A 25135-nucleotide genomic window follows, 5' to 3' on the forward strand; every position below is an offset into this window, starting at 1 on the left:
TCACCCCGCGGGGGCAACCGGCGCGCATGGCCCGGATCACTGTCACGAGGTGGGGGTGTTTTCTCGCGGTGGGGGTCACGATGTGCAAAGATGAGGGGCAAGTAACTGACGGATGTTCAACGTGCAGGCCACCCCCGCGGTGGCTTGACCACGTTTTGCGAGAAGGAGAAGAACGTGGCTGCTTCCCACGAGATCGTGCCTGAGGTCCACAAGGGGACCTCCACCCTGGATGTGCCCTCCGCGGCCATCGGCTGGAGCGAGCTCTCCCGCACCACCGTCCAGGTGTCCGGCTGGGTGTCCGTGCTGATCCTGCTGGGCTACAACTTCGGTAACCACACCGGCCACGTCGAGACCATCTGGCTGCTCGTCATCGCCGCCCTCATCGCGGTCGGCCTGCTCATCCACCTCTTCGAGCCCAACGGCTCCCAGGTCCGCACCGTCACCGCCCGCAACAAGCCGGTCGGCCACGTCGAGCCCGACTGGGTCTACAACCAGAAGACCCTCTCCGGCACCTACGCCACCCTCACCGACTCCCAGCTGCGGTCCATGAACATCGACCCGGCCCGCGTCTCCCACCTGCGCGAGATCCCGGCCACCTCCCCCGCCGCGAACAACACCGACGCATACATCGGCTCCGGTTCCACCGCCTCCCGCGAGCTGGAGACCGAGACCCGCTAGGTCCGGTCACACACCGAACAACCGCCCTCCCGGCTACCCGGGACGGGCGGTTCTTTGTTCTCGCGGTCAGGCGCATGAGTGGCACTGGCGTCTGACACCGGCGTCCGAAACCGGGTGATGTGCCCCCTGGTGTCAGACGTTGGTGCTGATTCTTAGGATCCGGACAGGCCCGCAGCACTGGCGTCTGACACCGGCGTCCGAAGCCGGGTGATGTGCCCCCTGGTGTCAGACGTTGGTGCTGATTCGCAGACACCAAGTAGGCACAGTGGCAGTTGCGTCTGACACTGGAGGCGAAAACACGCGAAACCGAGCCCGGTGTCAGACGTCAGTGCTGATTCTGGGCGACCCGTCAGTTCACCCAGGCGTGGACCTTGGCGAAGATCTCCGGGTACCGCTGCTCCACCCGACGGGTGGCCAGGACCACCGCGCCGGCGTAGAGGGCGGCCGGGACAGCCAGTGCCAGGATGACACCGAGGACGAGAACCCATGTCACCCCGGACTGGTAGCCGAAGAGCATCGCGGCGATGCCGGGGACGGAGGGGATCCAGCCCAGCAGCAGCATGGCGAACGCGGAGATGAACGCCGGTCCGGAGTACCCGGACTTGTCCGCCCAGGGGTTGGTCCCCGGGCGGGAGGTCGCATAGGCGTTGTAGGTGCTCAACAGGAGGGCGAAGGCGGCGCCGGTGGCGAACATGCCTACCGCGGCCGCGACGACGAGCACGGTGATGCCCCGGTCGGAGGCGAAGAGGAAGGAGACCGCCGAGATCACCACCAGGGCGATGGCCATGGGGGTGAGGTAGGCGGCGTGGCGGGCGAGGAGGACGGTCCGGGCGGGCACACCGGTGCTCATGTGGACCCAGTTCGCGGGGCCGTCGTAGCCGAAGTCGTTGGAGGCGATGGTGCCGCCGAGCAGGGCGGTGAAGAAGATGCCGAGGTAGATCATGGTTGAGTCGACAAGCACTCCCTGGACGATGAAGAACAGGGCCATGATCGGGTAGGTGACGATGGTGGCGAGCATGCGCGAGTCCCGGCGCAGGTAGCGGATGACCCGCGAGTAGATGAATCCGCCCGCGGTGGGGCGCATCCCGGGCAGCAGGAGCGGGATCTCACCACTGCCCCGTCGGCGTTGATTCGTCTCGGCCGTCTGTCCCCCGAGGGCGTCGAGCGGGGCGTCGAGTTGCCGGTCGATGAGCCTGCCCCAGCACCAGAACCCGACGATGACCGTGGCAACGGCGATGAGCGTCTGGATGACCGCGCTGCCCCAGGCATCGCCGACTGCGGAGATCACTGCTCCTGGGGCGGCGGCGAACGGGGTCCAGGCCAGCACTGCGCCGACGGTGTCGAGCGGGATCAGGTCGAATCCGGTGCCGGAGAGGAAGCTGAAGCCGAAGATGAACACGATGACCATGACGGAGCCGATGAGGTTCGCGGACTCCTTCTTCGCCCGTCCTCCCCCACCGCCGACGGTCATGGCCAGCTCCGCGAGAAGCAGGGTCGTGGCGGCGGCCACGATGATCGCCAGCACCCAGGCCACCGACCACCCCAGGCCGGCCCGGCCGAACAGCAGCACGGCGCCGACGCCGGCGGTGACGAGGGAACACAGGACCACCAGGATCCCGCGCCTGGTCAGCAGCGACGCCCAGGCCATGGCGGGGATCAGGTCCCGGCCGGTGACGGGCAGGACGGAGAAGGCGGCGGGTCGTAGGGCATTCTCTCCGGAGGGGATGATCAGGGTTGCGCCGAGGAACGCGAGCGTGCCGATGCCCGCCATGCCCGCCAGCACCGACCAGTGGCTCTGGTCGACGCCGTTAAACGCGGCGATGCTGAGGAACAGGAGGCCGCCGAAGGCGTAGAGGTACATGAGCAGGGTGACCATCAGCGCCGCCGGGTTGTCCTCCACCAGTCGGGCCCGCAGGGTGGTGTGCAGCCGGATGAGCAGGCGGGTCATGCGCGCCCCTCCCCCAGGTTGTTCTGGTCGACGCGGTCGCCGCCGCGGAGCCAGCCGAGCGAGCCCTCCTGCAGCTGGCCACCGCCGACGAAGCCGATGAACGTGTCCACCAGGCTGCGTCCCTGGCGGACCTCGTCGACGTGGCCGGCGGTGAGGACTCGGCCGTCATTGATGATGGCCACGTGGTCGCACAGGCCCTCCACCAGTTCCATGACGTGGGAGGAGAGGACGACGGTGCCGCCGCGGCGGGCGTAGTCGCGGAGGATCTGCTGGATGAGACGCCCGGAGACGGGGTCGACGGCCTCGAGGGGTTCGTCGAGGATGAGGACGTCCGGGTCGTGGAGCAGGGCGCCGGCGAGCAGGATCTTCTTGGTCATGCCGGCGGAGTAGTCGACGATGCGTTTGTCGCCTGCGGTGGTGAGGCCGAGGGCGTCGAGAAGCTCGGTGGAACGATCCTGCACCACGGCGGGGTCCATGCGGCGCAGGCCGCCGAGGTAGGAGAGGTACTCCGGGCCGGAGAGGCGGTCGAAGACGGGGATGCCGTCGACGAGCAGGCCCATGGACTGCTTCGCCGGCTGCGGGTCGGCCCACACGTCGTGCCCGGCGATCCAGGCGCGGCCGGCGTCGGGGCGGGCGAGCCCGGTGGCCAGGGTGATCATCGTCGTCTTGCCGGCGCCGTTGGGGCCGACGATGCCGTAGAGGGCGCCGCGGGGGATGTCGAGGCTCAGCCGGTCGACCGCCGTCTGGTCGCCGAACATCTTGGTCAGGTCACGCACGGCCAGGGCCGGCTCGGTGGGATCCGGCGACAGGGGCGGCAGGTGGGGCTGTGGAGACTGCTCGGGATGATCCATGCCCCGAGCCTATCGGCGCAGTTACGCGCCCGCAGTCTCTCCGGTAGTCTCCTCGGCGGCGAGCTGACCGCAGGCCGCAGCGATCTCCTGGCCCTTGGTGTCACGCACCGTGCAGGTCACGCCCTGGGCGATGACGCGGCGGACGAACTCGTCCTGGCGTTCCTTCGGGGAGGCGTCCCACTTCGAGCCCGGGGTCGGGTTGAGGGGGATGAGGTTGACGTGGACCTTGGGGCCGAGGGCCTTGTGCAGCTTCTTTCCCAGCAGGTCGGCGCGCCAGCCCTGGTCGTTGATGTCGCGGATGAGGGCGTACTCGATGGACACGCGGCGGCCGGACCTGTCGGCGTAGTAGCGGGCGGCGTCGAGGACCTCCTCGACGGAGAAGCGGTTGTTGATGGGCACGAGGGTGTCGCGGAGCTCATCGTCCGGGGTGTGCAGCGACACAGCGAGGGTGACGGACATGTCCTCGTCCGCCAGCTTCCGGATCGCCGGTGCGAGCCCCACGGTGGAGACGGTGACGTTGCGCTGGGAGATGCCGAAGCCCTCCGGCGCGGGCGAGGTGATCTGCCGGACGGCGGAGACGACACGCTTGTAGTTGGCCAGCGGCTCGCCCATGCCCATGAACACGATGTTGGACAGGCGACCGCCCTCGGCCTCCATGGCGCCGGCGGCGGCCCGGACCTGGTCGACGATCTCGCCGGTGGACAGGTTGCGGTCGAGCCCACCCTGGCCGGTGGCGCAGAACGGGCACGCCATGCCGCATCCGGCCTGGGAGGAGATGCACAGCGTCGCCCTACCCGGGTAGCGCATGAGCACGGACTCGAGCAGGGTGCCGTCGTTGAGACGCCACAGGGACTTCGTGGTGTCCCCCTCGTCCGTCTCGATCACGCGCACCGGCGTGAGCAGCGTGGGGAACAGCTTCTTTGCGACGTCCGCGCGTGCCTGCGCCGGCAGATCCGTCATGGTGGACGGGTCCGCCTCAAAACGCCCGTAGTAGTGGCGGGCGATCTGGTCGGCGCGGAACTTCGGCAGGCCGAGCTCCTTGAGCTCGTCGATACGCTGCTCACGGGTCAGGTCGGCGAAGTGGGTCGGCGGCATGCCCCGCTTCGGGGCGGAGAACTGGAGGGCAATCGGTTCAGCCATAATGCCTTCATCCTTGCATGTGCCGGTGCCCGTTACCGAATTGTTGGCACGTCACCGGTGTGGGCTGGTGGCAAAAGTCACCGTGCCAGCGTTGAATGACTGTATGACTTCACGCACCCCAGAGTACGGCGAGCAGCCGGCGGAACGCCACGACCCGGTCGACCCCGCCTACGACACCACCCACGACCGCTCCGCTGATGCCCCGGCCGTCCGCAATGAACCGATGCCGCAGCACCTGGACGAGCACCGCGACGTCCACGTCGAGGATGACGAGGTGGTCACCGAGACCAAGGTGAAGAGCTCGGTCGCCGGCAGCACCTGGGCGGCGCTGATCATCGGCGCCCTCCTGCTCATCCTGCTGCTCATCTTCATCCTGCAGAACCAGCAGTCCGTCGAACTCAACCTCTTCGCCTGGTCCTTCGCCTTCCCGGCGGGTATCGGCTACCTGTTCTCCGCGATCACCGGCGCGCTCATCATGGCGCTCGTCGGTGGCGTGCGCATGCTGGAGCTGCGTCGCCAGGTGCGCAGGCAGCGTCGTCGCTGAGCCCGGGCACAACAGAAGGGGACCCCGCCACGGTGACACAGTGGCGGGGTCCCCGTCGTCGTTCCGGTCAGCTGCCCAGTAGTCCGAGGACGAGCCAGGTGACCATGGCGGACGGGAGCATCCCGTCGAGCCGGTCCATGAGACCGCCGTGCCCGGGCAGCAGCATGGACATGTCCTTGATGCCCAGCTCGCGCTTGAACTGGGACTCCACCAGATCACCGAGCGTGGCGCAGACGACGAGGCCGATGCCGAGGATCGCGCCCGCCCACCACTGGTACCCCAGCAGCAGGGACACCGTCAGCGCTCCGGTGATCGTGCCGAAGATGATGGAGCCGGCGAAACCCTCCCAGGACTTCTTCGGGCTCACGGCCGGGGCCATGGGGTGGGAACCGAACATGACACCGGCGATGTAGCCGCCGGTGTCGGAGGCGACGACGCAGAGCATGAACGTGACGATGTACGCCCCCGACGGCACCCCGTCCGAGGAGATCGTCGACAGCATCGCCGCGAAGGAGGCGAACATCGGGATCCACGTGAGCACGAACAGCGACACCGCCGTGTCCCGCAGATAGTGCTGCGGCGGCGTGGTGCGGCCGTGGTAGAACAGCCGGCCGAACATCATCACCAGCACCGCGGTGACGTAGGCAGCGATCAGTCCCCTGGCCTCGAACGGCCAGGACAACCACACCATCGCCTGCCCGAGGATCATCATCGGGGCCCGCGGGATGTGGTACGAGTGCTCACGCAGCCGGGAGATCACCTCCCACGTCGCCACCGCCACCGCGGCGGCGACGAGCGGGTACCAGCCGATCGGACCGGCCCACACCGCCAGCAGCACCAGAGCACCGAGGACGACCCCCACCCCGATGGCCGCCGGGAGGTTGCGCCCCGCCGAGTTCTTCGGCCGGGGCAGATGTTCGGTCGGCATGAGCCGCCGATGGGGTGACTCGGAAGCCCCGGGGGTGGGTTGTGCACTCACCTGGAGCCTCCTGCGGTGGTGGGGTACAAGGGATCGTCGACAAGCATGCGGAGGTTAGACCTCCATCAGCTCCGCTTCCTTCTTCGCCACGACCTCATCGATCTGCCCCACATAGGCCTGGGTGACCTTGTCCAGCTCCTTCTCCGCCGCCTGCACCTCGTCCTCGCCGGCGTCGCCGTCCTTCTGCAGCTTCTTCAGCTGCTCCATGCCCTTGCGGCGGATGTTGCGGACCGCGATCTTGCCGTCCTCACCCTTGGACTTGGCCACCTTCACCAGATCCCGACGACGCTCCTCCGTCAGCTGCGGGATGGTCACGCGCAGAACCTGGCCGTCGTTGGTCGGGTTGACGCCGAGATCGGAGTTGCGGATCGCGTTCTCGATCTCGTTCATCACGTTCATCTCGTACGGCTTGATCAGCAGCATGCGCGGCTCCGGCACCGAAATGGTGGCCATCTGGGTGATCGGGGTGGGCACGCCGTAGTACTCGGCGATGACCCCGTTGAACATCGCCGGGTTGGCGCGGCCTGTACGGATCGTCGTCAGGTCCTCACGGGTGTGCTCGACGGAGTTGGACATGCGTTCCTCGGACTCGAGGAGGATCTCATCGATCATGGGGAGGATTCCTTTTCAAAGTTGTCAGTTCAACGGGACAATCCTGCCCCAATTTACCAGGTGATCGGGTCAGGACCGGACCAGCGTGCCGATCTGCTCGCCCGCCACCGCACGGGCGATGTTGCCCTCGGTGAGCAGATTGAACACCAGGATGGGCATGTTGTTGTCCATGCACAGCGAGAAGGCCGTCGCATCCGCGACCTTGAGACCCTTCTCGATGACCTCACGCGGCGTGATCTCGTGGAACAGCTCCGCATCCGGATTCGTGCGCGGATCATCCGAGTACACCCCGTCCACGCCCTTGGCCAGGAACAGCACATCGCAACCGATCTCCAGGGCCCGCTGCGCGGCCGTGGTGTCGGTGGAGAAGTACGGCATACCCATACCGGCACCGAAGATGACCACGCGCCCCTTCTCCAGGTGGCGCACCGCGCGCAGCGGCAGGTAGGGCTCCGCGACCTGGGCCATGTTGATGGCGGTCTGCACCCGGCAGTCCACCCCCTCCTGCTGGAGGAAGTCCTGCAACGCCAGACAGTTCATCACCGTGCCCAGCATGCCCATGTAGTCCGAGCGTGCCCGGTCCATGCCACGCTGCTGCAGCTGTGCCCCGCGGAAGAAGTTGCCGCCACCGATGACCACGGCGATCTCCGCACCGGTGCGGGCGACCTCCGCGATCTGGCGGGCGACGTTCTCCACGACATCAGGGTCAATGCCCACATTCCCGCCGCCGAACATCTCACCCCCCAGCTTCAGCATCACTCGTTTGTAGCTGGAACGGGGGCTGTCAGCGGTGGTCACCGTGAGGTCTCCTTGTGGGTCGGTGAGACGGATCGAATTCATCCTACAGTCTCCCCGCTCCCCGACCGGTGAACGTCTCCGGTAGCGTCGGCCGCATGACCCAGCAGATCTCCATGTGGGAGGGCTACGAGTCCCTCATCCGCTCCGGCGTAAAGAAGCAGACCGTCCGCTACCGGGACCCCTTCGACGTCGGCGACGCGGTCATCGTCTTCGAACGCGACAGTGGCGCGGTGACCGAGATCCCCGCCCGGGTGACCGGGGTCCGCACCGTCCGCCGCGACGAACTGACCGAGGACGACGCCCTGGCCGACGGGTTCGAGTCCCTGGCCGACCTGCACAAGGCCCTGGACACCCACTACCCCGGGCTGGCGGCCGATGTCGAGGTCGACGTGGTGACGTTCTCCGCGGTGTAGCAGGCCATCTCGTAATTACGACGCACCCGACCGCCGGCGTCGGACCGTTTCCCCAGGTCGCGTCACCAAGATGGCCGACGTTGCGCTCGTAATTACGACACACACTTTTACGACGCACCCCGAGCGCGCCACCCGCCACCGTGCCACCCTGCCACCCTGCCCCGGACAGACGACGACACCGCGCCCTCCCGTGGGGAAGGCGCGGCGTCGACAAGCGCGGGGCGGAGGCGGTTAGGCCTGGCCGACCTCGAAGCGCTTGAAAGCGGTCAGGGTGACGCCGGCGTCATCCATGAGCTGCTTGACGTTCTTCTTGGAGTCGGCGACAGAAGCCTGCTCCAGGAGGACGACGTCCTTGTAGAAACCGTTCAGACGACCCTCGACGATCTTCGGGATGGCCTGCTCCGGCTTGCCCTCCTCGCGGGTGATCTGCTCGGCGATGGAACGCTCCTTGTCCACGACCTCGGCCGGGACGTCCTCGCGGGTGAGGTAGCCGGCCTTGAGGGCGGCGACCTGCATGGCGGCGGCCTTGGCGGCGGCCTCGGCCTCGGCACCCTCACCGGTGTAGGCGACGAGCACGCCGACGGACGGCGGCAGGTCAGCGGAACGGTGGTGGAGGTAGACGGCGACCTTGTCACCCTCGACGGTGGCGGCGCGACGCAGCTCGAGCTTCTCGCCGATCTTGGCGGAGAGCTCCTGCAGGACGTCGACGGCGGACTTGCCGTTGACGTCGGCGGCGGCGAGCTCCTCGGCGGAGTTGGCCTTGGCCTTGGCGGCACCCTCGGCGATCTGGGCGGCGACGTCCTTGAACTCGGCGTTCTTGGCCACGAAGTCGGTCTCGGAGTTGATCTCGACCATGGTGTTGCCGGAGACGGCGATGAGGCCCTCGGTGGCGTTGCGCTCGGCGCGCTTGCCCACGTCCTTGGCACCCTTGATGCGCAGGAGCTCAACGGCCTTGTCGAAGTCGCCGCCGGTCTCTTCCAGGGCCTTCTTGCAGTCCATCATGCCGGAGCCGGTGACTTCGCGGAGCTTCTTGACGTCTGCTGCAGTGTAGTTCGCCATAGTTCGGGCGATCCTCCTCTAGTAGGAAAAGTATTCGTTCAACGAGAGTACTCGATGGGAAAGGCCCCCGCCGCGTGTGCACGACGGCGGGGGCCGGTGAAGCCGGGAGAAGTGTGGGCGAAGCCTACTTCAGCCTACTTCTCGGTGGCCTCGGACTCAGTGGCCTCAGCGGTGGCCTCGGCCTGAGCGGAAGCCTCGGTGGCCTCAGCAGCCTCGGCGGCCGGAGCCGGGGTGGACTCGGTGACCTGGGCCGGGGACTCGGTCTCGGCGGTCTCGGCGGACTGAGCCTGGGCAGCCTCAGCGGCAGCCTTCTCGGCGTCGGCGGTGGCCTTCTCCTCGGTGTCGCCGGCGGCGTCCTTGGCGGCGGCGAGCTGACGCTCCTCGCGGGCCTTCTTGCCCTCTTCCACGGCGGTGGAGATGACCCGGGACAGCAGGGCGGTGGAGCGGATGGCGTCATCGTTGCCCGGCACCGGCCAGTCGACGACGTCCGGGTCACAGTTGGTGTCCAGGATGGCGACGACCGGGATGTTGAGCTTGTGAGCCTCGTTGATCGCGATGTGCTCCTTGTTGGTGTCGATCACCCAGAGAGCGGACGGAATCCGGGACATGTCGGCGATGCCGCCGAGGACGCGCTCGAGCTTTGTGCGCTCGCGGGTCAGCATGAGGATTTCCTTCTTGGTGCGGCCCTCGTAGCCGTCCTCAGCCGCGTCCATGGCCTGCAGTTCCTTCATGCGGTGCAGGCGCTTGGAGACGGTCTGGAAGTTGGTGAGCATGCCACCGAGCCAGCGGTGGTTGACGTACGGCATGCCGACGCGGGTGGCCTCGGTGGCGACGGCCTCCTGGGCCTGCTTCTTGGTGCCGACGAACAGGATGTTGCCGCCGTGGGCGACGGTCTCCTTGACGAACTCGAACGCTGCGTCGATGTAGGTCAGGGTCTGCTGCAGGTCAATGATGTAGATGCCGTTGCGATCGGTAAAGATGAAACGACGCATCTTCGGGTTCCAGCGACGGGTCTGGTGGCCGAAGTGGACACCGGCGTCGAGGAGTTCGCGCATGGTTACGACTGCCATGTCACGCTCACTTTCTGTAAGAGTTTCGGTTTTCCTGTGCTTGATGTGCAGGTTTTTGTCCTGCACCCTAGCGACGGGCCCGCGCCGACACCCGGACGTATCCGGGACCAGGTCGGCGTTGGTGTCTCCTGGCATGAGCTGCCGGGATCCCCGCCGCGCGTAGTCAGCGCGTCCTGGACAGGACACACTGCTGTCGCCCAGCATAGACCCCGTATTACCGACTGCCAAAATGACACGGAGAGTTCTCCACAGGCGTCATCCCAGGCACCTCATCCGTCCCACCATCCACAGCTTCCCGCTTGTCGACGCCCCTCCTCCCCCACCTCCGCACTAACGTGCGGCGTATGAGACGAGGGCTGTTCGGGTTGGTCACGTTGGCGGTGTGCCTGGTGGCGGGCGCGGCGCCCGCCGACGCCTACGTCGACCCCACCACCGGCGATCCCACCGCCACCGGAGTGATCCGGGCCTTCGACAACCCGGAGCGCAACTGGCTGCCCGGTCACCGCGGCGTCGACCTGCGCCTGCCGGTCGGCGCGGAGGTGCTGGCCGCAGGCGACGGAGTGGTCGCTTTCGTCGGCGTCGTCGCGGGTACACCGACGCTGTCCATTGACCACCCCGAGGGGATCCGCACCACCTACCAGCCGGTCCACGCCCGGGTGGCCGTGGGTGATGAGGTCCGCGAAGGCCAGGTCGTGGCCACCCTCGGCCATCCCACCGACCAGTGGCCGGGACTGCAGTGGGGTGCGCGCACCGGGCGCGACGAGTACATCAATCCCCTCGCACTGCTCGATGCCCCGACAATCCGGTTGAAACCGCTCAGGCCCTCGGATGCGCCTGCTTGAACACGTCCTTGAGACGCTCCGCCGACACGTGAGTGTAGATCTGCGTGGTCTGCAGTGACGAATGCCCGAGCAGCTCCTGCACGATACGGAGGTCCGCTCCCCCTTCGAGCAGATGCGTGGCGGCGGTGTGCCGGATCTCGTGCGGGGTGACGGACTGCCCGGTGACCACGCCCGCCTTCTCCACGACCCGCCGGACCTGACGGGGATCAATTCGCTTTCCCCGGACTCCGACGAAGAGAGCTGGCTCGTCCGCCCCTGCCATGCCGGGGCGGGCCTGGTCGATCCATTGCCGGACGGCATCAACAGCTGCGTTCCCGAAAGGGACGGTGCGCTCCTTGTTGCCCTTACCCAGCACGCGGGCCACTCCCCGTTTCAAGTCCACGTCCTTGACATCCAGGCCAGTCAGCTCCGAGACTCGCATCCCGGTGGCGTAGAGCAGTTCCAGCATCGCGGTGTCACGGAGGAACTCCGGCTCGTCAGCGGAGGCCGCGTTGCCGACGAACTCTCCCGCCTGTTTCGTTCCCAGCACCTCCGGGAGATGGCGGTTGACCTTGGGAGTGACCAGGCGGGCGGCGACATCGGAGTCCAGGTGCCCCTGTCGTACCGCCCAGGAGGAGAAGGCCCGCGCCGAGGCGGTCCGCCGGGCCAGCGTCGCCCGCGATTTCCCGTCCGTGGCGGCCTGCCCGAGCCAGCCGCGCAGGGCGTTGAGGGTGAAGTCGGCGAAGGTGGGCACCCTGGTCGCCAGGTCGAGAAGGTCCGAACGGTACCCGCGGACGGTCGCCTCGGACCGGCCAGCCACGAGGCGCGAGTGGTCGGCGAAGTCCTCGATCGCCTCCACCACCTGAGTACTCATGCGTGGAATGCTACCCCGGTTATTCTGAGGGTGATGTCGGAGATCTGAGCAGGAAGGAGCAGGCGTGGATGTATTCGAGCAGTGGTCCCTCGCGAACGATTGGCCGTTCCTGGTGATGTACGCGGTGATGACCGCCGTCGTCGTCCGTCACTCCTTCCGCCGCTCCCGTCGCCCGCCGAAGGTGGAACGTCCACCGGTCACGGGCATGTTCACCTGACGGTTCCGGTCATTCCTCCCGGCGCGACCAGGCGGTCCCTTCCCGGGTGATCAGGCCCCGGTTGACCAGATCCATGAGCAGATGGACGGTCAGCGGCAAGGGCAGGCCCGCAGCCGCCGCGACGTCCTGGGCGGTGACGCCGTCGGCGGCGCAGGCGTCGTAGACCCGGAGCTCATTGCGTGACAAGCCCTGAACCGGGGTGGCGGCGAAGGCGAGTTCGTACTGCTCCCCCACATCCATCGCCCCTGCTGCGCCGAGGAGGGCACGGACGTCGTCGGCGCCGGTGATCAGTTGGGCCCTGCCGGCCCGGATGCGTTCGTGGCAGCCGAGTGAACCGCTGCCGGTGATGGGGCCGGGCACGGCCATGGTGATCCGCCCCAGCCCCTCGGCCCAGCTGAGGGTGTTGAGGGCGCCGGATCGCCAGGCGGCCTCGACGATGATGGTGCCCCTCGTCAGTGCGGCGACGAGCCGGTTGCGGGTGAGGAAACGATGGCGTTGGGGCGGGACGCCGGGCGGGTACTCGGTGACCACGCAGCCCTGGTCCGCGATCCGGTCGAGAAGGGTGGCGTTGCGGGCCGGGTAGGCGCGGTCGATGCCGCAGGCGGCGATGGCGACGGTGCGGCCGCCGGCGGAGAGGGCTGCTTCGTGGGCGGCGGTGTCGATACCCAGGGCGCCGCCGGAGACCACCGTCCACTGGTGGGCGGCCAGCCCGCTGACGATCTGGCGGGTGGCCTCCACCCCGTAGCGGGTGACCGCGCGGGTGCCCACGACCGCGACCGACTGTGCCACCGCGCCGGACAGGGGAGCTCCCGAACCCACAGTGCGTGGGGTTCGACGGCGTCGGACTGGTAACTGCGGAGGTGGTCGCTGCGTCCGGTGGCGGCGAAGCCGAAGGACTGTGCCAGTTCGTCGGCGGGCCACTCATCATCCTCCGGGGTGACCAGGCGCGCACTGGCGGATTCGGCGATCGCGAGGTCCTCCTCGGCGCGTTCCCAGTCGTAGCGGGAGGCGGTCTGCCCGGCCAGGTCGCCGAGCCAGGAGGCGCGGGTGCGCACGCCGTGGGCTATCTCGTCGGCGCCGCGGCCGGCGGTGAGCAGTGCCTGGAGTGGTCGGCTCGGGCCCTCGACCACCCGGTTGAGGTAGGCCCAGGATTCTCTGCTGCTCATGCGGCGGCCCTCGCGTCCTCATCACCGCGGAGATCTACGGCGGCGGCGATGTGACCGAGGTCGGGTTGGTCCACTCCAGCTAGGTCGGCGAGGGTCCAGGCGACCTTGAGGGCGCGGTCGACGCCACGCTGGGTGAGGGTGCCGTCGGCAAGCAGGACACCGAGCAGTGCCATGCCGGCGTCGTCGGCCGGGTGGTGGCGGCGCAGCAGGTGGGGATCCATGTGGGCGTTGATGTCGCACCCCCTGTCGTGCCGCCGCCACCGGAACATCGCCCGGTCCCGCGCTGCGCACACCCGCTCGGCGATGGCCGCGGAGGGCTCCGCGCCCTCGGTGGACAGGACTGCGCCGGTGGACCGGAGCCGGACGATGAGGTCGAGGCGGTCGCGCAGCGGTCCGGAGATGTTGGCCAGGTAGCGGGCGCGGACGCTGGAGGAGCAGCGGCAGGCCGCGGGGTCGTCGGCGGCGCACTGGCAGGGGTTGGCGGCGAGGACGAGCTGGAACTGGGCGGGGAAGATGACCTCCCGGCGGGAGCGGAGAAGTCGGACGTGGCCGTCCTCGAGCGGGGTGCGCAGGCCGTCGAGGATGGCGGCGGAGATCTCGGAGGCCTCGTCGAGGAAGAGAACCCCGTGGTGGGCCAGGCTCACGGCTCCGGGCCGTGGCAGGCCTGATCCGCCGCCGAGCAGGGCCGGGCGGGTGACGGAATGGTGTGGGGCGACGAACGGTGCCTGCCGGACCACGCCGGGGTGGCCGGACACGGAGTGGACGGCGGTGACCGCCAGAGACTGGTCAGGGGTCAGCGGCGGGAGGATGCCGGGCAGGCGGGTGGCGATCATGGACTTGCCGGAACCGGGCGGGCCGATGAGGAACATGTGGTGCCCGCCGGCGGCGGCGACCTCGGCCGCCAGGCGCGCCTGGGGTTGGCCGGCGATGTCGGCGAAGTCGGGGATGCGGCGCTCCTGGGTGGACACTCCCCCGTCGGCCATGGGTAACGTTCCTTCGCCGAGCACCCAGTCCCATGCCCCGGCGAGGGTCGGGGCGACGAAGACGGCCAGACCGTCGACGAGGGTGGCCTCGGCGGCGTTGCCCGGTGGGATGAGCGCCTTGGTGAAGCCGTGTTCCCGGGCGGCGAGCAGGGCGGGAAGGACTCCGGGGACCTCACGGACGCCCCCGTCGAGGCCGAGTTCGCCGATGATGAGGGTGGAGTCGAGGACCGGGGCGATGTCGGGGACGCGGGCGGCGAGGACGGCGAGCGCCGTGGGCAGGTCGAAGTGGGAGCCGGCTTTACGCAGTGAGGCCGGTGACATGGAGACGACGATCTTGGTCCTGGGCCAGGACAACCGGGAGTTGGCCACCGCAGTGCGGATGCGGTCGCGGGATTCGGAGACGGCGGCGTCGCCAAGCCCCACGACGTGGATGCCGGGCAGGCCGGGGCCGATGTTCGCCTCCACTGTGACGATGCGGGCGGTGACCCCCTCGAGGGCGGCGGTGAAGGATCTACCGAGCGCCATGCTCGACCCCCTCGTAGACGGCGACCTCGAAGTCGGTGCCGCCGCGGATGGCGGTGAGCACGACGACGTCGAAACGCACGGGGACGTACGGGCGCCCGGCGAGCCAGGCGGTGGCGGCGCGGCGCATGCGGGCGAGCTTGCGGTCGGTGACGGCTTCGGCGCCGCCGAACGCCACGCCGGTACGGGTCTTGACCTCCACGAAGACGATCGTGCCGTCCGGTTCCCGGGCGATGAGGTCGAGTTCGCCGACGGGATAGTAGACGTTGCGGTCGATGATCTCGGCGCCGCGGCGTCGGTAGAGGTCGGCGGCTCGGTCCTCCCCGCGGCGGCCGAGGCGGGTGCGCAGTGTGATGGTCATGATTCCCCCTTGCAGTTGTGTGTGACTCAAGGGTGAACGGGCGCGCGGCGAGAAGACAGCGCCGGACGGGCAGGCCAGCTCTGAGGCTGTGGACAACCCTGGTTATCCACAGCTGGGGCCGGGCCGCGTTTGACTACTCGGGGGCAGCGGGTAGTAACTGGAAGGTTGCCCGTCCGCCGGGGTTGCCGTTGGCCTGCGCGGTGACCAGGTGCTCGCCGGGGTGCAGGGTCCGGGTCGTGAGCTGTCTGAGGGGGCGGCGTGCGCGCACCTCGGCCGTCGCCCCGGGCGCAACCGGGACCCGGCCGGCCTTGAAGGTGGCGGGACGAAGCGAACCGTCGGGGCGGCGGAAATGGATCTGGTAGTCGACGATGACGTCACGCTCGGTGCCGGACTCGTTGGCCACGGTCACGGTGACCGCCAGCGTTTCGCCGATGCGGAGCCGGTCAGGGTGACCGCGACGTCACGTACCATGATGGCGGGGTCATGGGCTGCGCCGAGGAGCTCGAGGGCACCAGGATGGCACTTCTTCACCAGCGTGCGCAGGCCCTTGGTCACGATCCACGAGGTCCGCTCGGAACCCGCCGCCAGCCACCGGACGGCCGTGTCCACCGCGAGCTCGGGATGGTCCCTGGAGATGTCGTTGAGGTTGTTGGCCACGGAGGTGCGGACGTAGAGGGACGGGTCGTCGATGAGCAGGTCGATGACCTCGATGACCGGCCGCGGATCGGCGATGAACGGGGCGAACTGTCCTGCCCAGGGCAACCGCGGTCGGATGCCCTCGGAGGCCAGCCGGCGGACGTTGTGGCTGTCGGACCGGGCCCAGTCCCGGACCGCGCCCATGGTCATCTCGTGCCACTGGGCGAGATAGGGGCGGATGGCGTATTCGCCGGTGTGGCGGCGGGTGATCTGCTCGATCGCGGCGAGCGACTCCCGCGGGTGATCGAGCCCGAATTCCTCCACGAACCGGGCCACGGGCATGAGGTACCAGGATTCGGTGAACATGCCCTGGTCCTCGCGAAGCTCAGGCCCGAGGGAATCCACGAGGACGCTGAGTGAGTCCACGTAGTCTTCCCCCAGCTGCTCCCGCAGTTCCCGGGCGATGACCAGGACCCGGTCCTTCAGCTCGAGGTCGCCGATACGTGCGTCGACGGCGCGGGCGAACTCCTCCCCGTCCACCCGGTCCCCCACCAGGTCGGCGATGCGCCGGGCGCACTGCCCCGTGAAATGCCGCTTGAGACTGTGGTCGGCCATCTATTCCGGCATGATGAGATCCGGCTTGTCCAGCTCCTCGATGTTGACGTCCTTGTAGGTGATCACGCGGACGTAGCGCACGAAACGGGCGGAGCGGTACATGTCCCACACCCACGCATCCGACATGCGGATCTCGTAGTAGACGTCCTTGCCGTCGCTGTGCGGGATGAGCTCGACGGCGTTGGCCAGGTAGAAGCGTCGCTCGGTCTCCACCACATAGGAGAACTGGCTGACCACGTCCCGGTATTCGCGGTAGAGGGAGAGTTCGACCTCGGCCTCGTAGTTGTCGAGTTCTTCAGCGCTCATGCTGTGCCTTCCTGTAGCCACTCTCGGTGGGCCGCCGCAACGTTGGCATAAGTGTAACGATGGTGCGCGGTACCACCGTGGCGGCGCACCGCAGCCAGATGCACCTTCGTGGAATAGCCCTTGTGCGAGACCAGCCCGTACTCCGGGTACCGCTCGTCCAGCTCGACCATGTGCCGGTCCCGGGTCACCTTGGCCAGCACGCTCGCCGCGGATATGCAGCGCGCGGCGAGATCCCCGCCGACCACCGGCAGGTGGGGGACGGTGAGCCCGGGGATCCGCCATGCGTCCGTCAGGACGTACCCGGGGCGCACATCCAGCTTCGCGACGGCGCGTCGCATCCCCGAGATGTTCGCGTGCTGGATACCGCGGGCGTCGATGAGCGGGGCGTCGATGGAGACCACCGACCACGCCAGCGCAGCCTCGGTGATGAGCGGGAACAGGCGCTCGCGTGCCTTCGCCGTGAGTTTCTTCGAGTCCGTCAGTCCCGCCAGTTCCGGGATGTCACCGTCCGGCAGGATGCACGCCGCGATGGTGATGGGCCCGCAGCAGGCGCCACGGCCGGCCTCATCGACCCCGGCGACCGGGCCGAGACCGTGCGCGACCAGGAGGGACTCCACTACTGGATGTCCGGGTCCTCAACACCGCCGATGCGGTTGAAGGGGAAGATGATGGCCTGGACCTTGCCGCGGATGTGGTCCTCCGGGATGGTGCCCTGGAACTGATCCCCCAGGTGGGCGCGGGAGTCGGCGGAGTTGGTGCGGTTGTCACCCATCATGAAGTAGTGGCCGTCCGGCACCTGGACCGGGCCGAAGTAGGCGCCACCGCAGGCCTCCGAACCGATCGCCGGATCCACCGGGTAGGCGGCCGGCTGCAGCGTGTAGGACTGGTCGATCGGCGCGCCGTCCACCATCACCGCCGGGTCGCCCGCCTGGCACGACACGGTCTGGCCACCGGTGGCGACGATGCGCTTGACCAGGTCATTCTCGTCCGGGGCCACCAGCCCAACATAGGAACCGAGGTTCTGCAGGGTGCGGACGACATCGTTGTCCGACCGCTGGGACACGAACCCGGAGTTCCAGGAATCGGTGCCCTTGAACACCACCACGTCCCCCGGCTCCGGATCAGAGAAGCGGTAGGAGATCTTGTCCACGACGATGCGGTCACCGGTGCAGCCCTCACAGCCGTGGAGCGTCGGCTCCATCGACTGCGACGGGATCATGTACACCCGGCCGACGAACGTCTGGATGAGGAAGATGACCAGCAGCGTCACCACGATGACCACGGGGATCTCGATGTACCACGGGGCCGCCTTCTTCTCTGCCCCCGCAGCGGTGCTGCCTGCGTCCGTCTTCTCTGATTCAGTCACGGGTGGAGATGCTACCAGCCGCGGGTCCCGGGACCGTGGGGGCACGACGACCTACACTTGTCTCATCATGTCCACACCCACCTCACCATTCCGCGCACTTGTCGCCATGCTGGGCCACCACCGCGGCACCCTCGCCCTCGCAGTGTTACTCTCCCTGATCGGTGCCGCCTTGGGCCTGGCCCAGCCGATGGTGATCAACGCCATCATCAGCCGGATCGGCGAGGGCGGAATCGCCGGACTCGTGTGGATCCTCGTCGGACTGCTCCTCGTCTCCTCCGTGGCCGCTGCCGCGCAGATCTACGTGATGACCCGTACCGCCGAGGCCGCGGTCCTGGGCACCCGCCGCAGCCTCATCGCCCGCATGCTCCGTCTCCCGGTCCCCTTCTACGACACCCACCGCACCGGAGACCTGGTCACCCGCCTGGGATCCGACACCACCCTGGTCCGCTCCGCCTTCACCGGCGGCCTCGTCGACGCCGTCGGCGGCGTGGCCACCATGGCCGGCGCCGTCGTCCTCATGGCGCTGATCGACCCGATGATGCTGCTGATCGTCCTGGCCGTCGTCGGCGTCGCACTGGTCGCCGTGACCACCACCTCCACCTTCATCGAGCGCTACACCACCCGCGCGCAGGAGGCGGTCGGTGCCCTCGGCGCCGGCATGGACCGGGCCCTCGGAGCAGTACGGACCATCCGGGCCACCGGATCCCAGGACCAGGTGGAGACCGGGCTGCAGGACAGCGCCGCCGACGCCTTCCATCAGGGTGTCAAGATCGCCCGCGTGGAGGCCCTCCTCTTCCCCGCCACGGGCCTGGCGATGCAGGGCAGCTTTCTCGTCGTGCTCGGCGTCGGCGGTGCACGGGTCGCCGCCGGCACCATCTCCGTCGCCGACCTCGTCACCTTCGTCCTCTACCTCTTCATGGTCTCCATGCCCCTGGGGGCCATCTTCGGCGCAGTGACCAGCATCCGGCAGGCGATGGGCGCGATCCAGCGCATCCAGGACGTGCTCCACCAGGAACCCGAGACCACCGACGGCGAGGTTGCCGTCCCCGCCCGCTCCCTGCTTTTCGACGCCGTGTCCTTCACCTACGACGGCGCCACCCCGGTCCTCCGCAACGTCAACTTCCGGATCGAACCGGGATCCAAGACCGCCATCGTCGGCCCCTCCGGGTCCGGCAAATCCACGGTCCTGGCCCTCCTCCAACGCTTCTACGACCCCACCTCGGGACGGATACTCCTCGGCGACCAGGACATCGCCGACCTGACTCCCGCGTCGGTTCGTTCCGTGGTCGGCCTGGTGGAGCAGGAGGCGGCGGTCCTGGCCGGCACGGTCCGGGAGAACCTGCGGCTCGGTTCCGCCGACGTCGACGACGACCGTCTGTGGTGGGCCCTGGACCAGGTCAATCTGCGCTCCCGATTCGAGGAGAGCGATGGTCTGAACACCGTCCTCGGGGACCGGGGCGTCAGTCTCTCCGGAGGACAACGCCAACGCCTCGCCCTGGCCCGCATGCTGCTCATGGACACCCCGATTCTCCTGCTCGACGAGCCGACCAGCGCCGTCGACTCCCGGAATGAACAACTCATCCTCGACGCCATCGACGCCACCGCCCAGGGACGCACCCTGGTCATCGTCGCCCACCGGTTGTCCACCGTCACCGACGCCGACCGCATCATCGTCATGCGGGACGGGGAGGTCGAGGCCACCGGCACACACGCCCAGCTGCTGGCGTCGAGTTCGATGTACCGTGACCTGGCCAGCCGGCAGCTGCTGAGCTAGGTGCAGGCACGGAAAAGCCCCGCCCAACCAGTGGTTGAGCGGGGCCGAGGGCGCTGAAGACTAGCGCTTCTCCTTGATGCGGGCAGCCTTACCGCGCAGATCGCGCAGGTAGTACAGCTTGGCGCGACGAACGTCACCCTTGCGGACGACCTCGATCTTGTCGATGTTCGGGGAGTGCACCGGGAAGGTACGCTCCACGCCGATGCCGAAGGTCACCTTGCGGACGGTGAAGGTCTCCCGGATGCCGGAGCCCTGACGACGGATGACGTCGCCCTTGAACAGCTGGGTACGCTGGTTGTTGCCCTCGATGACCTTGACGTGCACGTCGAGGGTGTCGCCCGGGCGGAAAGCCGGGACGTCATCGCGCAGCTGTGCTGCATCAACCTTGTCGAGAATGTTCATGGAACTTGTTCCTTTTCAGTTCTGGACAGAGGACCCTGGCGGCATCTCTCCTACTGGAGCGCTCGGCCGGTTCATGCCCGTTACAAAGTAGCGCCACCGCAACCAGTCAAGGTCACGGTCAACCGGGATAGTGTGCCACAGGTCTCGGTGGTCGACCAAATCCCCCGCCGACTGTGAGCAGCTCCGCCGCGATTGATCCCGGCGGAACGACTCAAACCCTCCGGCCGGGTCAGCCGCCCAGCCCGGCGCGCTTGAGAGCGTCGGCCATGCTGCCACCGGCAGCCGGGCGCTGCTGGCCACGCCCGTTGCCACCACCACGCTGGCCACCACCCCGGTTGTCGCCACCGCGGCCACCGCGCTGCGGCTTCGTGCCGGGCTTGCCGGGTTCATCGTCCAGGCGCAGAGACAGGCCGATGCGCTGGCGGTCGACATCGACCTCCATGACCTTGACCTTGACCACCTGCCCGGAGCGGACGACCTCGTGAGGGTCGGAGACGAACCGGTCGGACATGGCGGAGACGTGCACGAGGCCGTCCTGGTGGACGCCGACGTCGACGAAGGCTCCGAAGGCGGCGACGTTGGTGACGGTGCCCTCGAGGATCATGCCCGGGGTGAGGTGGGAGATCTTCTCCACGCCCTCCTTGAAGGTGGCGGTCCTGAACTCGGGGCGCGGGTCGCGGCCGGGCTTGTCCAGCTCGGCGATGATGTCGGTGACGGTGGGGATTCCGAAGGTCTCATCGGCGAAGTCGGCCGGGCGCAGGGAGGACAGGACGCGGGTGTTGCCGATAAGGTCGGCGACGTCGAGACCGGTGGCCGCGGCGATGCGGGCGACGACCGGGTAGGCCTCGGGGTGGACGGCGGAGGCGTCGAGAGGATCCCTGCCACCGGTGATGCGGAGGAAGCCGGCGCACTGTTCGTAGGCCTTCGGGCCCAGGCGCGGGACCTTGAGCAGTCCCTTGCGGGAGACGAAGGCACCGTTGGCGTCGCGATGGGCGACGATGTTGGTGGCCAGGGTCCCGGTGACGCCGGCGACGCGCTGGAGAAGCGGGACGGAGGCGGTGTTGAGGTCCACTCCGACGGCGTTGACGGCGGACTCGACGACGCCGTCGAGGGTACGGGCCAGGGCGGCCTGGTTGACGTCGTGCTGGTACTGGCCGACGCCGATGGCCTTGGGGTCGATCTTGACCAGTTCGGCCAGCGGGTCCTGGAGGCGGCGGGCGATGGAGACGGCCCCGCGGAGGAAACGTCCATGTCGGGGAACTCCCTGGACGCCAGTTCGGAGGCGGAGTAGACGGAGGCGCCTGACTCGCTCACGACGACCGGGGTGGGGCGCTTGCCGCCGGCCTGGGCGATGAGGTCCGCGATCTCGGTGCTGAGTTTCTCGGTCTCCCGGGAGGCGGTGCCGTTGCCCACGGCCAGGAGGTCCACGCCGTGGGTGGCGCACAGGCCGGCGAGGGTCTGGACGGCCTCGGACCAGCGGTTCTGCGGCTGGTGCGGGTAGACGATGGCGGTGTCGAGGACCTTGCCGGTCGGGTCGATGACCGCGCACTTGACGCCGTTGCGGAAGCCCGGGTCCAGGCCGAGGGTGGCACGCTGGCCCGCCGGGGCGGCCAGCAGGACGTCGCGGAGGTTGGTGGCGAAGACCTGCAGGGCACCTTCCTCGGCCTTCTCCTTGAGGCGCATGCGGACGTCGAGGCCGGAGGAGACGGCGAGTTTGGTGCGCCAGCCGCGGCGGACGGCGTCGGCGAGCCAGGTGGAGGCGTGGGTGGCCAGGTCGAAGCGGTCGGCGATCATGCCCTCGTAGATGGTGTCGTCGCCGGCGTCGAGGTCGAGGTGGAGGATGCCCTCCGACTCGCCACGCAGGAGCGCGAGGATGCGGTGGGACGGGAGCTTGTGGAAAGGCTCGGAGAACTCGAAGTAGTCCTTGAACTTGGCCCCTTCCGTCTCCTTACCGGCGACCACCGAGGCGGTCATGGATCCGGTGGAGTACATGCGCTCGCGCACCTCACCGACAAGGTCGGCGTCGAGGGCGAAGCGGTCGATGAGGATGTGGCGGGCACCTTCCAGGGCCGCCGCCTCATCACCGACGCCCTCGGTGACAAACCGTGCGGCGAGGGCCTGCGGTGAGGCGGCGGGGTCGTCGATAAGCGCATCGGTGAGCGGCTCCAGGCCTGCCTCGCGCGCGATGTCGGCCTTCGTGCGGCGGCGCTTCTTGAACGGCAGGTAGAGATCCTCCAGGCGGGCCTTGGTCTCGCACGCGAGGATCAGCGCCCGGAGATCATCGGTGAGCTTGCCCTGCTCGTCGATCGCGTCGAGGACAGCCTGCTTGCGCTCCTCGAGTTCCCGCAGGTAGGTGACGCGCTCCTCGATGGTGCGCAGCTGCGCGTCGTCGAGGCCGCCGGTGGCCTCCTTGCGGTACCGGGCGATGAACGGGACGGTGTTGCCCTCTGCGAGCAGGTCGAGGACGGCGCGGATCTGGTCCTCGCGCACGCCGAGTTCACGGGCGATGGTGGTGACGATCATTCGGGACAGTCTACGCGGGGACAACATGAGACCCCGCCGGTGCCCGGGACCTGCGAGTCAGTCGTCGTAGCCGTTGTACGCCGCGTACTCGCGCATGCGCGGGGTGATGCGCACCTGTCCCCGGCCTTCGCGGTCGCGCTTGAGGATGAGGCGGGCGGCAGCCACTTCCCCTTCGTGGGCGTGCGGAACCGGCGCGGTTTGTCGGCGGCCTTAGTGGTCTGGGTCATCTGGTGCACCTCCTTCTTCCTGCTGGTGATTGTAATTCTCCTCGGCCCCGGAGTCACTGGTGTCGGGGAACACGCCTGCCAGGATCGAATCGATCAGAGCAGAATCACTCTTCGGCAGGTCGGGTTCATCGTCAAGAGCATCCAGAACACTGACCCCGACAAGCAGACCGACGTCACCACCGGCGACGATGTGATCGGTCCCCCATCTCAGATTGCGGTGCCACTCCTCCGCTCGCTTCACTTCACACTCATGTGCATGTCGTTGCCATTGCAGGAGCAGCGCGCCAATCTGTGTCACCAGTGCCACCCCTAGTGCGAGTGCGACCGCACCCCACACGGGCATCGTAGCCCCCATAAGAATCCCCCGATTCGTGAAGTTTCGTCCTCAGCCTACCGGCAGCACTGACCCTCAACGGCGCCGTCTCCCCGTCCCCGGCAGGCCGCCGTTCCGTGCCCGCACTGAACGGCCCGTGTCCTCGACATCGTGGTCCTGCAGGGAGGGCTCCCGGTCCGGGTCGAGGAGGGCGTAGTCGTCGGCACGGCGCCGAGCCCGGCGCGCCTGCCACTGTTCCTCGGTCAACGGTTCACGTCGTCTCCGTTCACCGCGCCGTCCCGTCACGCCGGCTTCTTCCGGTTCTGCCGCCACGCCCGGAAGAACACCAGGGCCAGCAGTCCGAGGGTGATCCACAGCAGGTAGCGGTTGACCACCTCGACGACGTCGAGGACCGCGTCCCCGTAACGGAAGCCCAGCCACATCATGATGCCGTTGATCACCAGGACGCTGATCACGTTGATGAGCATGACCAGCCAGAACCTGATGCGGAGCAGGCCGGCGACGGCGTTGACGATGGTGCCCGGCACCGGGCCCGGCGCGAACCCCAGGGGGATGAGGGACAGTGTCAGAGCCCTCGTCTTCCCGGTCTCCTTCTCCACGGCGCGGTGGAAGAAGCGGTGGGCGCGGGGCATGTACTGCAGGGACATGTCGATGAACTCCATGCCCCAGCGCTTGCCCATGAGCCAGTAGATGGGCAGGAACTTGGTGGCGCCGATGACGGTGCCCAGCAGGAAGATCAGCCAGTGACCGTTGCCCACGGAGGCGTTGGCGCCGGAGACGACGGCACTGGTGTAGCCGCCGACGGCGAGGGTGTACACCGCCGGGTGGGAGAGCATCCAGGCGCGCAGCGGGATCATCGCCAGGGAGAACGCGCCCATGGCGAACAGGGCGAACAGCAGCCACTTGTCGGCTTTCTCGGGGTGGGTGATGAAGCGTGGGAGGTTGTCCTCCGGGTTCCCCGTCGTGTCCGCCCTCGTGGACCCGCCGGTCTCGTCGTGGGTCTGCGTCATCTGTTCACCGATCGTGCCATGCGGGAGATGGTATGTCGTCGGCCGCGGATCGTCTCACTGAGGGTGACGATGTTCATCGGGTCCGCCAGGCCACCGGGGCCGGCGTCGCCGATGTGCTGGATGTCGGCGCCGCAGATCTTGTTGTCGTGGGCGATGCGGCGGACGGTCGCGGGGTCGGAGGTCTCCTGGCTGGTGCCGATGGTCGTCATCACCAGCCTGCCCCGCGCGTGCACCGCCCGGATGATGTCGGTGAGTTCGGCGGCACTGAATCCGGGGACGGTGCCGACGGCGGGCACGAGCAGGACGTCCGCCCCCGCGTCGAGGAACGCCTCGGCCGTCTGCTTGTCGACGACCCTCTCCCCCACGCCCGCACCATGCATCTTCCCGGCGATGAGCAGACCGTCGAACACCTCGGACACCTCCCCGACGGCCTCGGCGATGCGGGCGTTGGACACCCCGGTGCCCGGGTTGCCGGTCAGACACAGGAAGTCGACGCCGAGCTCGGCGGCGCGCCGGGCGGTCTCCGCGCCGGCCTGGCGGCCGGGCGCGATGTCGAGACGGTCCTCGAGCATCGCGGCATCCGTGTCCACGGGTTCGAGGTTGACGCCGACGGGACAGCCGATGAGCTGCCGGAGCCGCCGGATGATGTCCTCCCCGCTGACCAGGCCGTGGACCGCGGGGTCGAACACGTCGACACCGTTGAGCAGGACGAGGTCGGCACCGAAGGCGCGGGCGATCTCGGAGCTGGTGATGTCGTCGATGATCGGCGGCTTGGGGGCGATGTTCTCCGAGAGCACCACCCGCCCCTCGCTGGCCTGGATGGCCTGGGCGAGCTGCGCGGCCGTCCAGCCGAGCACCTCGGAGGTGTCGGCGCTGATGAGTCGTTTCATCGGATACTCCCTGGGT

General features: G+C 68.2%; 27 protein-coding genes and 2 pseudogenes. 6 read left to right on the forward strand and 23 right to left on the reverse strand.

Going from position 1 to position 25135, the window contains the following annotated elements:
* Positions 1–174 precede the first annotated feature (174 nt).
* Positions 175–678, forward strand: coding sequence for a DUF2631 domain-containing protein (locus tag QP029_RS12495; protein WP_284874587.1), 504 nt, complete (start codon positions 175–177; stop codon positions 676–678).
* Positions 679–1027: 349 nt separating this feature from the next.
* Here QP029_RS12495 and QP029_RS12500 read toward each other — a convergent pair whose 3' ends face one another.
* Genes QP029_RS12500 through rlmN form a run of 3 tightly spaced genes read right to left on the reverse strand, consistent with a single transcriptional unit; the run spans position 1028 to position 4617 of the window.
* On the reverse strand, positions 1028–2626 hold the full coding sequence (locus QP029_RS12500) for a hypothetical protein (protein ID WP_284874588.1): 1599 nt from the start codon (positions 2624–2626) through the stop codon (positions 1028–1030).
* On the reverse strand, positions 2623–3477 hold the full coding sequence (locus QP029_RS12505; protein ID WP_284874589.1) for an ABC transporter ATP-binding protein: 855 nt from the start codon (positions 3475–3477) through the stop codon (positions 2623–2625). The genes QP029_RS12500 and QP029_RS12505 overlap by 4 nt, the downstream gene beginning before the upstream one ends.
* Before the next feature lie 21 nt (positions 3478–3498).
* Positions 3499–4617 (reverse strand): dual-specificity RNA methyltransferase RlmN, encoded by a 1119-nt coding sequence (gene rlmN, locus QP029_RS12510; RefSeq protein ID WP_284874590.1) that lies wholly within the window; start codon positions 4615–4617, stop codon positions 3499–3501.
* Positions 4618–4720: 103 nt separating this feature from the next.
* Here rlmN and QP029_RS12515 point away from each other — a divergent pair, with 103 nt between their 5' ends.
* Complete coding sequence (locus tag QP029_RS12515) at positions 4721–5161, forward strand: LapA family protein (RefSeq protein ID WP_349293712.1); 441 nt, start codon at positions 4721–4723, stop codon at positions 5159–5161.
* Between the two features lie 67 nt (positions 5162–5228).
* On the opposite strand, the gene QP029_RS12520 is transcribed toward QP029_RS12515, so the two are convergent.
* The 3 genes from QP029_RS12520 to pyrH form a co-directional block, all read right to left on the reverse strand.
* Entirely contained in the window at positions 5229–6089 is an 861-nt protein-coding gene (locus QP029_RS12520; RefSeq protein WP_284874591.1) for a phosphatidate cytidylyltransferase, read from the reverse strand.
* A gap of 105 nt (positions 6090–6194) precedes the next feature.
* Positions 6195–6752, reverse strand: coding sequence for a ribosome recycling factor (frr, locus tag QP029_RS12525; RefSeq protein WP_284874592.1), 558 nt, complete (start codon positions 6750–6752; stop codon positions 6195–6197).
* 69 nt (positions 6753–6821) lie between these two features.
* Positions 6822–7508, reverse strand: a complete 687-nt coding sequence (gene pyrH, locus QP029_RS12530) for a UMP kinase (RefSeq protein ID WP_284876253.1) — start codon at positions 7506–7508, stop codon at positions 6822–6824.
* A gap of 137 nt (positions 7509–7645) precedes the next feature.
* Between pyrH and QP029_RS12535 the strand changes: the two genes are divergently transcribed.
* Positions 7646–7963, forward strand: coding sequence for an ASCH domain-containing protein (locus QP029_RS12535; RefSeq protein WP_284874593.1), 318 nt, complete (start codon positions 7646–7648; stop codon positions 7961–7963).
* 231 nt (positions 7964–8194) lie between these two features.
* Here the strand turns inward: QP029_RS12535 and tsf are convergent, their stop codons facing one another.
* Together tsf and rpsB are read right to left on the reverse strand one after the other, a co-directional pair.
* Positions 8195–9022: a translation elongation factor Ts gene (tsf, locus tag QP029_RS12540; protein WP_284874594.1), complete on the reverse strand. Its 828-nt coding sequence runs from the start codon at positions 9020–9022 to the stop codon at positions 8195–8197.
* A gap of 134 nt (positions 9023–9156) precedes the next feature.
* A complete protein-coding gene (rpsB, locus tag QP029_RS12545; protein ID WP_284874595.1) occupies positions 9157–10092 on the reverse strand; it encodes a 30S ribosomal protein S2 in 936 nt (311 codons plus the stop codon).
* A gap of 344 nt (positions 10093–10436) precedes the next feature.
* Between rpsB and QP029_RS12550 the strand changes: the two genes are divergently transcribed.
* A complete protein-coding gene (locus tag QP029_RS12550; protein ID WP_284874596.1) occupies positions 10437–10934 on the forward strand; it encodes a M23 family metallopeptidase in 498 nt (165 codons plus the stop codon).
* Here the strand turns inward: QP029_RS12550 and QP029_RS12555 are convergent.
* Positions 10909–11787 (reverse strand): tyrosine recombinase XerC, encoded by an 879-nt coding sequence (locus QP029_RS12555; protein ID WP_284874597.1) that lies wholly within the window; start codon positions 11785–11787, stop codon positions 10909–10911. The two genes, QP029_RS12550 and QP029_RS12555, sit on opposite strands and share 26 nt — an antisense overlap.
* A gap of 64 nt (positions 11788–11851) precedes the next feature.
* Between QP029_RS12555 and QP029_RS12560 the strand changes: the two genes are divergently transcribed.
* A complete protein-coding gene (locus QP029_RS12560) occupies positions 11852–12004 on the forward strand; it encodes a hypothetical protein (RefSeq protein ID WP_284874598.1) in 153 nt (50 codons plus the stop codon).
* Between the two features lie 9 nt (positions 12005–12013).
* Here QP029_RS12560 and dprA read toward each other — a convergent pair.
* From dprA to lepB, 8 genes and pseudogenes are all read right to left on the reverse strand, one after another.
* Positions 12014–13170, reverse strand: a pseudogene (gene dprA, locus QP029_RS12565) (DNA-processing protein DprA).
* Positions 13167–14678: a YifB family Mg chelatase-like AAA ATPase gene (locus tag QP029_RS12570; RefSeq protein WP_284874599.1), complete on the reverse strand. Its 1512-nt coding sequence runs from the start codon at positions 14676–14678 to the stop codon at positions 13167–13169. Before QP029_RS12570 ends, dprA begins: the two are co-directional and overlap by 4 nt.
* Positions 14665–15036 carry a YraN family protein gene (locus QP029_RS12575; protein ID WP_284874600.1) on the reverse strand — a complete coding sequence of 124 codons (372 nt, stop codon included), beginning with the start codon at positions 15034–15036 and terminating at the stop codon, positions 14665–14667. Before QP029_RS12575 ends, QP029_RS12570 begins: the two co-directional genes overlap by 14 nt.
* A gap of 133 nt (positions 15037–15169) precedes the next feature.
* On the reverse strand, positions 15170–15445 hold the full coding sequence (locus tag QP029_RS12580) for a hypothetical protein (RefSeq protein WP_284874601.1): 276 nt from the start codon (positions 15443–15445) through the stop codon (positions 15170–15172).
* Positions 15442–16287, reverse strand: a complete 846-nt coding sequence (locus QP029_RS12585) for a hypothetical protein (RefSeq protein WP_284874602.1) — start codon at positions 16285–16287, stop codon at positions 15442–15444. The genes QP029_RS12580 and QP029_RS12585 overlap by 4 nt, the downstream gene beginning before the upstream one ends.
* Positions 16288–16593: a DUF2469 domain-containing protein gene (locus QP029_RS12590; protein ID WP_284874603.1), complete on the reverse strand. Its 306-nt coding sequence runs from the start codon at positions 16591–16593 to the stop codon at positions 16288–16290.
* Positions 16590–17210 carry a ribonuclease HII gene (locus QP029_RS12595; protein ID WP_284874604.1) on the reverse strand — a complete coding sequence of 207 codons (621 nt, stop codon included), beginning with the start codon at positions 17208–17210 and terminating at the stop codon, positions 16590–16592. The genes QP029_RS12590 and QP029_RS12595 overlap by 4 nt, the downstream gene beginning before the upstream one ends.
* Entirely contained in the window at positions 17210–17959 is a 750-nt protein-coding gene (lepB, locus tag QP029_RS12600; RefSeq protein ID WP_284874605.1) for a signal peptidase I, read from the reverse strand. The genes QP029_RS12595 and lepB overlap by 1 nt, the downstream gene beginning before the upstream one ends.
* A gap of 67 nt (positions 17960–18026) precedes the next feature.
* On the opposite strand from lepB, the gene QP029_RS12605 reads away from it, so the two are divergent.
* A complete protein-coding gene (locus QP029_RS12605; RefSeq protein ID WP_284874606.1) occupies positions 18027–19733 on the forward strand; it encodes an ABC transporter ATP-binding protein in 1707 nt (568 codons plus the stop codon).
* A gap of 60 nt (positions 19734–19793) precedes the next feature.
* Here the strand turns inward: QP029_RS12605 and rplS are convergent, their stop codons facing one another.
* The 6 genes and pseudogenes from rplS to QP029_RS12635 form a co-directional block, all read right to left on the reverse strand.
* Positions 19794–20135 carry a 50S ribosomal protein L19 gene (gene rplS, locus QP029_RS12610; RefSeq protein ID WP_284874607.1) on the reverse strand — a complete coding sequence of 114 codons (342 nt, stop codon included), beginning with the start codon at positions 20133–20135 and terminating at the stop codon, positions 19794–19796.
* Between the two features lie 229 nt (positions 20136–20364).
* Positions 20365–22658 (reverse strand): annotated as a pseudogene (locus QP029_RS12615) (Tex family protein).
* 210 nt (positions 22659–22868) lie between these two features.
* Entirely contained in the window at positions 22869–23183 is a 315-nt protein-coding gene (locus QP029_RS12620; protein ID WP_284874608.1) for a hypothetical protein, read from the reverse strand.
* Positions 23184–23294: 111 nt separating this feature from the next.
* Complete coding sequence (locus QP029_RS12625) at positions 23295–23465, reverse strand: hypothetical protein (RefSeq protein WP_284874609.1); 171 nt, start codon at positions 23463–23465, stop codon at positions 23295–23297.
* A gap of 35 nt (positions 23466–23500) precedes the next feature.
* Entirely contained in the window at positions 23501–24229 is a 729-nt protein-coding gene (locus tag QP029_RS12630; protein ID WP_284874610.1) for a DedA family protein, read from the reverse strand.
* Positions 24226–25119, reverse strand: a complete 894-nt coding sequence (locus QP029_RS12635; RefSeq protein WP_284874611.1) for a DUF7916 family protein — start codon at positions 25117–25119, stop codon at positions 24226–24228. Before QP029_RS12635 ends, QP029_RS12630 begins: the two co-directional genes overlap by 4 nt.
* Positions 25120–25135 lie beyond the last annotated feature (16 nt).

Origin of the sequence: Corynebacterium suedekumii (genome assembly GCF_030252185.1) — a bacterium.
GTDB lineage: Bacteria > Actinomycetota > Actinomycetes > Mycobacteriales > Mycobacteriaceae > Corynebacterium > Corynebacterium suedekumii.

Coding starts and splice junctions, on each gene's coding strand:
- QP029_RS12570 (WP_284874599.1), bottom strand. CDS start 14,678: ATGGCGCTCGGTAGATCCTTCACCGCCGCCCTCGAGGGGGTCACCGCC.
- QP029_RS12535 (WP_284874593.1), top strand. CDS start 7,646: ATGACCCAGCAGATCTCCATGTGGGAGGGCTACGAGTCCCTCATCCGC.
- rpsB (WP_284874595.1), bottom strand. CDS start 10,092: ATGGCAGTCGTAACCATGCGCGAACTCCTCGACGCCGGTGTCCACTTC.
- tsf (WP_284874594.1), bottom strand. CDS start 9,022: ATGGCGAACTACACTGCAGCAGACGTCAAGAAGCTCCGCGAAGTCACC.
- QP029_RS12505 (WP_284874589.1), bottom strand. CDS start 3,477: ATGGATCATCCCGAGCAGTCTCCACAGCCCCACCTGCCGCCCCTGTCG.
- pyrH (WP_284876253.1), bottom strand. CDS start 7,508: ATGCTGAAGCTGGGGGGTGAGATGTTCGGCGGCGGGAATGTGGGCATT.
- QP029_RS12500 (WP_284874588.1), bottom strand. CDS start 2,626: ATGACCCGCCTGCTCATCCGGCTGCACACCACCCTGCGGGCCCGACTG.
- rplS (WP_284874607.1), bottom strand. CDS start 20,135: ATGAACATTCTCGACAAGGTTGATGCAGCACAGCTGCGCGATGACGTC.
- QP029_RS12585 (WP_284874602.1), bottom strand. CDS start 16,287: ATGGCCGACCACAGTCTCAAGCGGCATTTCACGGGGCAGTGCGCCCGG.
- QP029_RS12590 (WP_284874603.1), bottom strand. CDS start 16,593: ATGAGCGCTGAAGAACTCGACAACTACGAGGCCGAGGTCGAACTCTCC.
- QP029_RS12515 (WP_349293712.1), top strand. CDS start 4,721: ATGACTTCACGCACCCCAGAGTACGGCGAGCAGCCGGCGGAACGCCAC.
- QP029_RS12630 (WP_284874610.1), bottom strand. CDS start 24,229: ATGACGCAGACCCACGACGAGACCGGCGGGTCCACGAGGGCGGACACG.
- QP029_RS12520 (WP_284874591.1), bottom strand. CDS start 6,089: ATGCCGACCGAACATCTGCCCCGGCCGAAGAACTCGGCGGGGCGCAAC.
- QP029_RS12575 (WP_284874600.1), bottom strand. CDS start 15,036: ATGACCATCACACTGCGCACCCGCCTCGGCCGCCGCGGGGAGGACCGA.
- frr (WP_284874592.1), bottom strand. CDS start 6,752: ATGATCGATGAGATCCTCCTCGAGTCCGAGGAACGCATGTCCAACTCC.
- QP029_RS12605 (WP_284874606.1), top strand. CDS start 18,027: ATGTCCACACCCACCTCACCATTCCGCGCACTTGTCGCCATGCTGGGC.
- rlmN (WP_284874590.1), bottom strand. CDS start 4,617: ATGGCTGAACCGATTGCCCTCCAGTTCTCCGCCCCGAAGCGGGGCATG.
- QP029_RS12550 (WP_284874596.1), top strand. CDS start 10,437: ATGAGACGAGGGCTGTTCGGGTTGGTCACGTTGGCGGTGTGCCTGGTG.
- QP029_RS12555 (WP_284874597.1), bottom strand. CDS start 11,787: ATGAGTACTCAGGTGGTGGAGGCGATCGAGGACTTCGCCGACCACTCG.
- QP029_RS12635 (WP_284874611.1), bottom strand. CDS start 25,119: ATGAAACGACTCATCAGCGCCGACACCTCCGAGGTGCTCGGCTGGACG.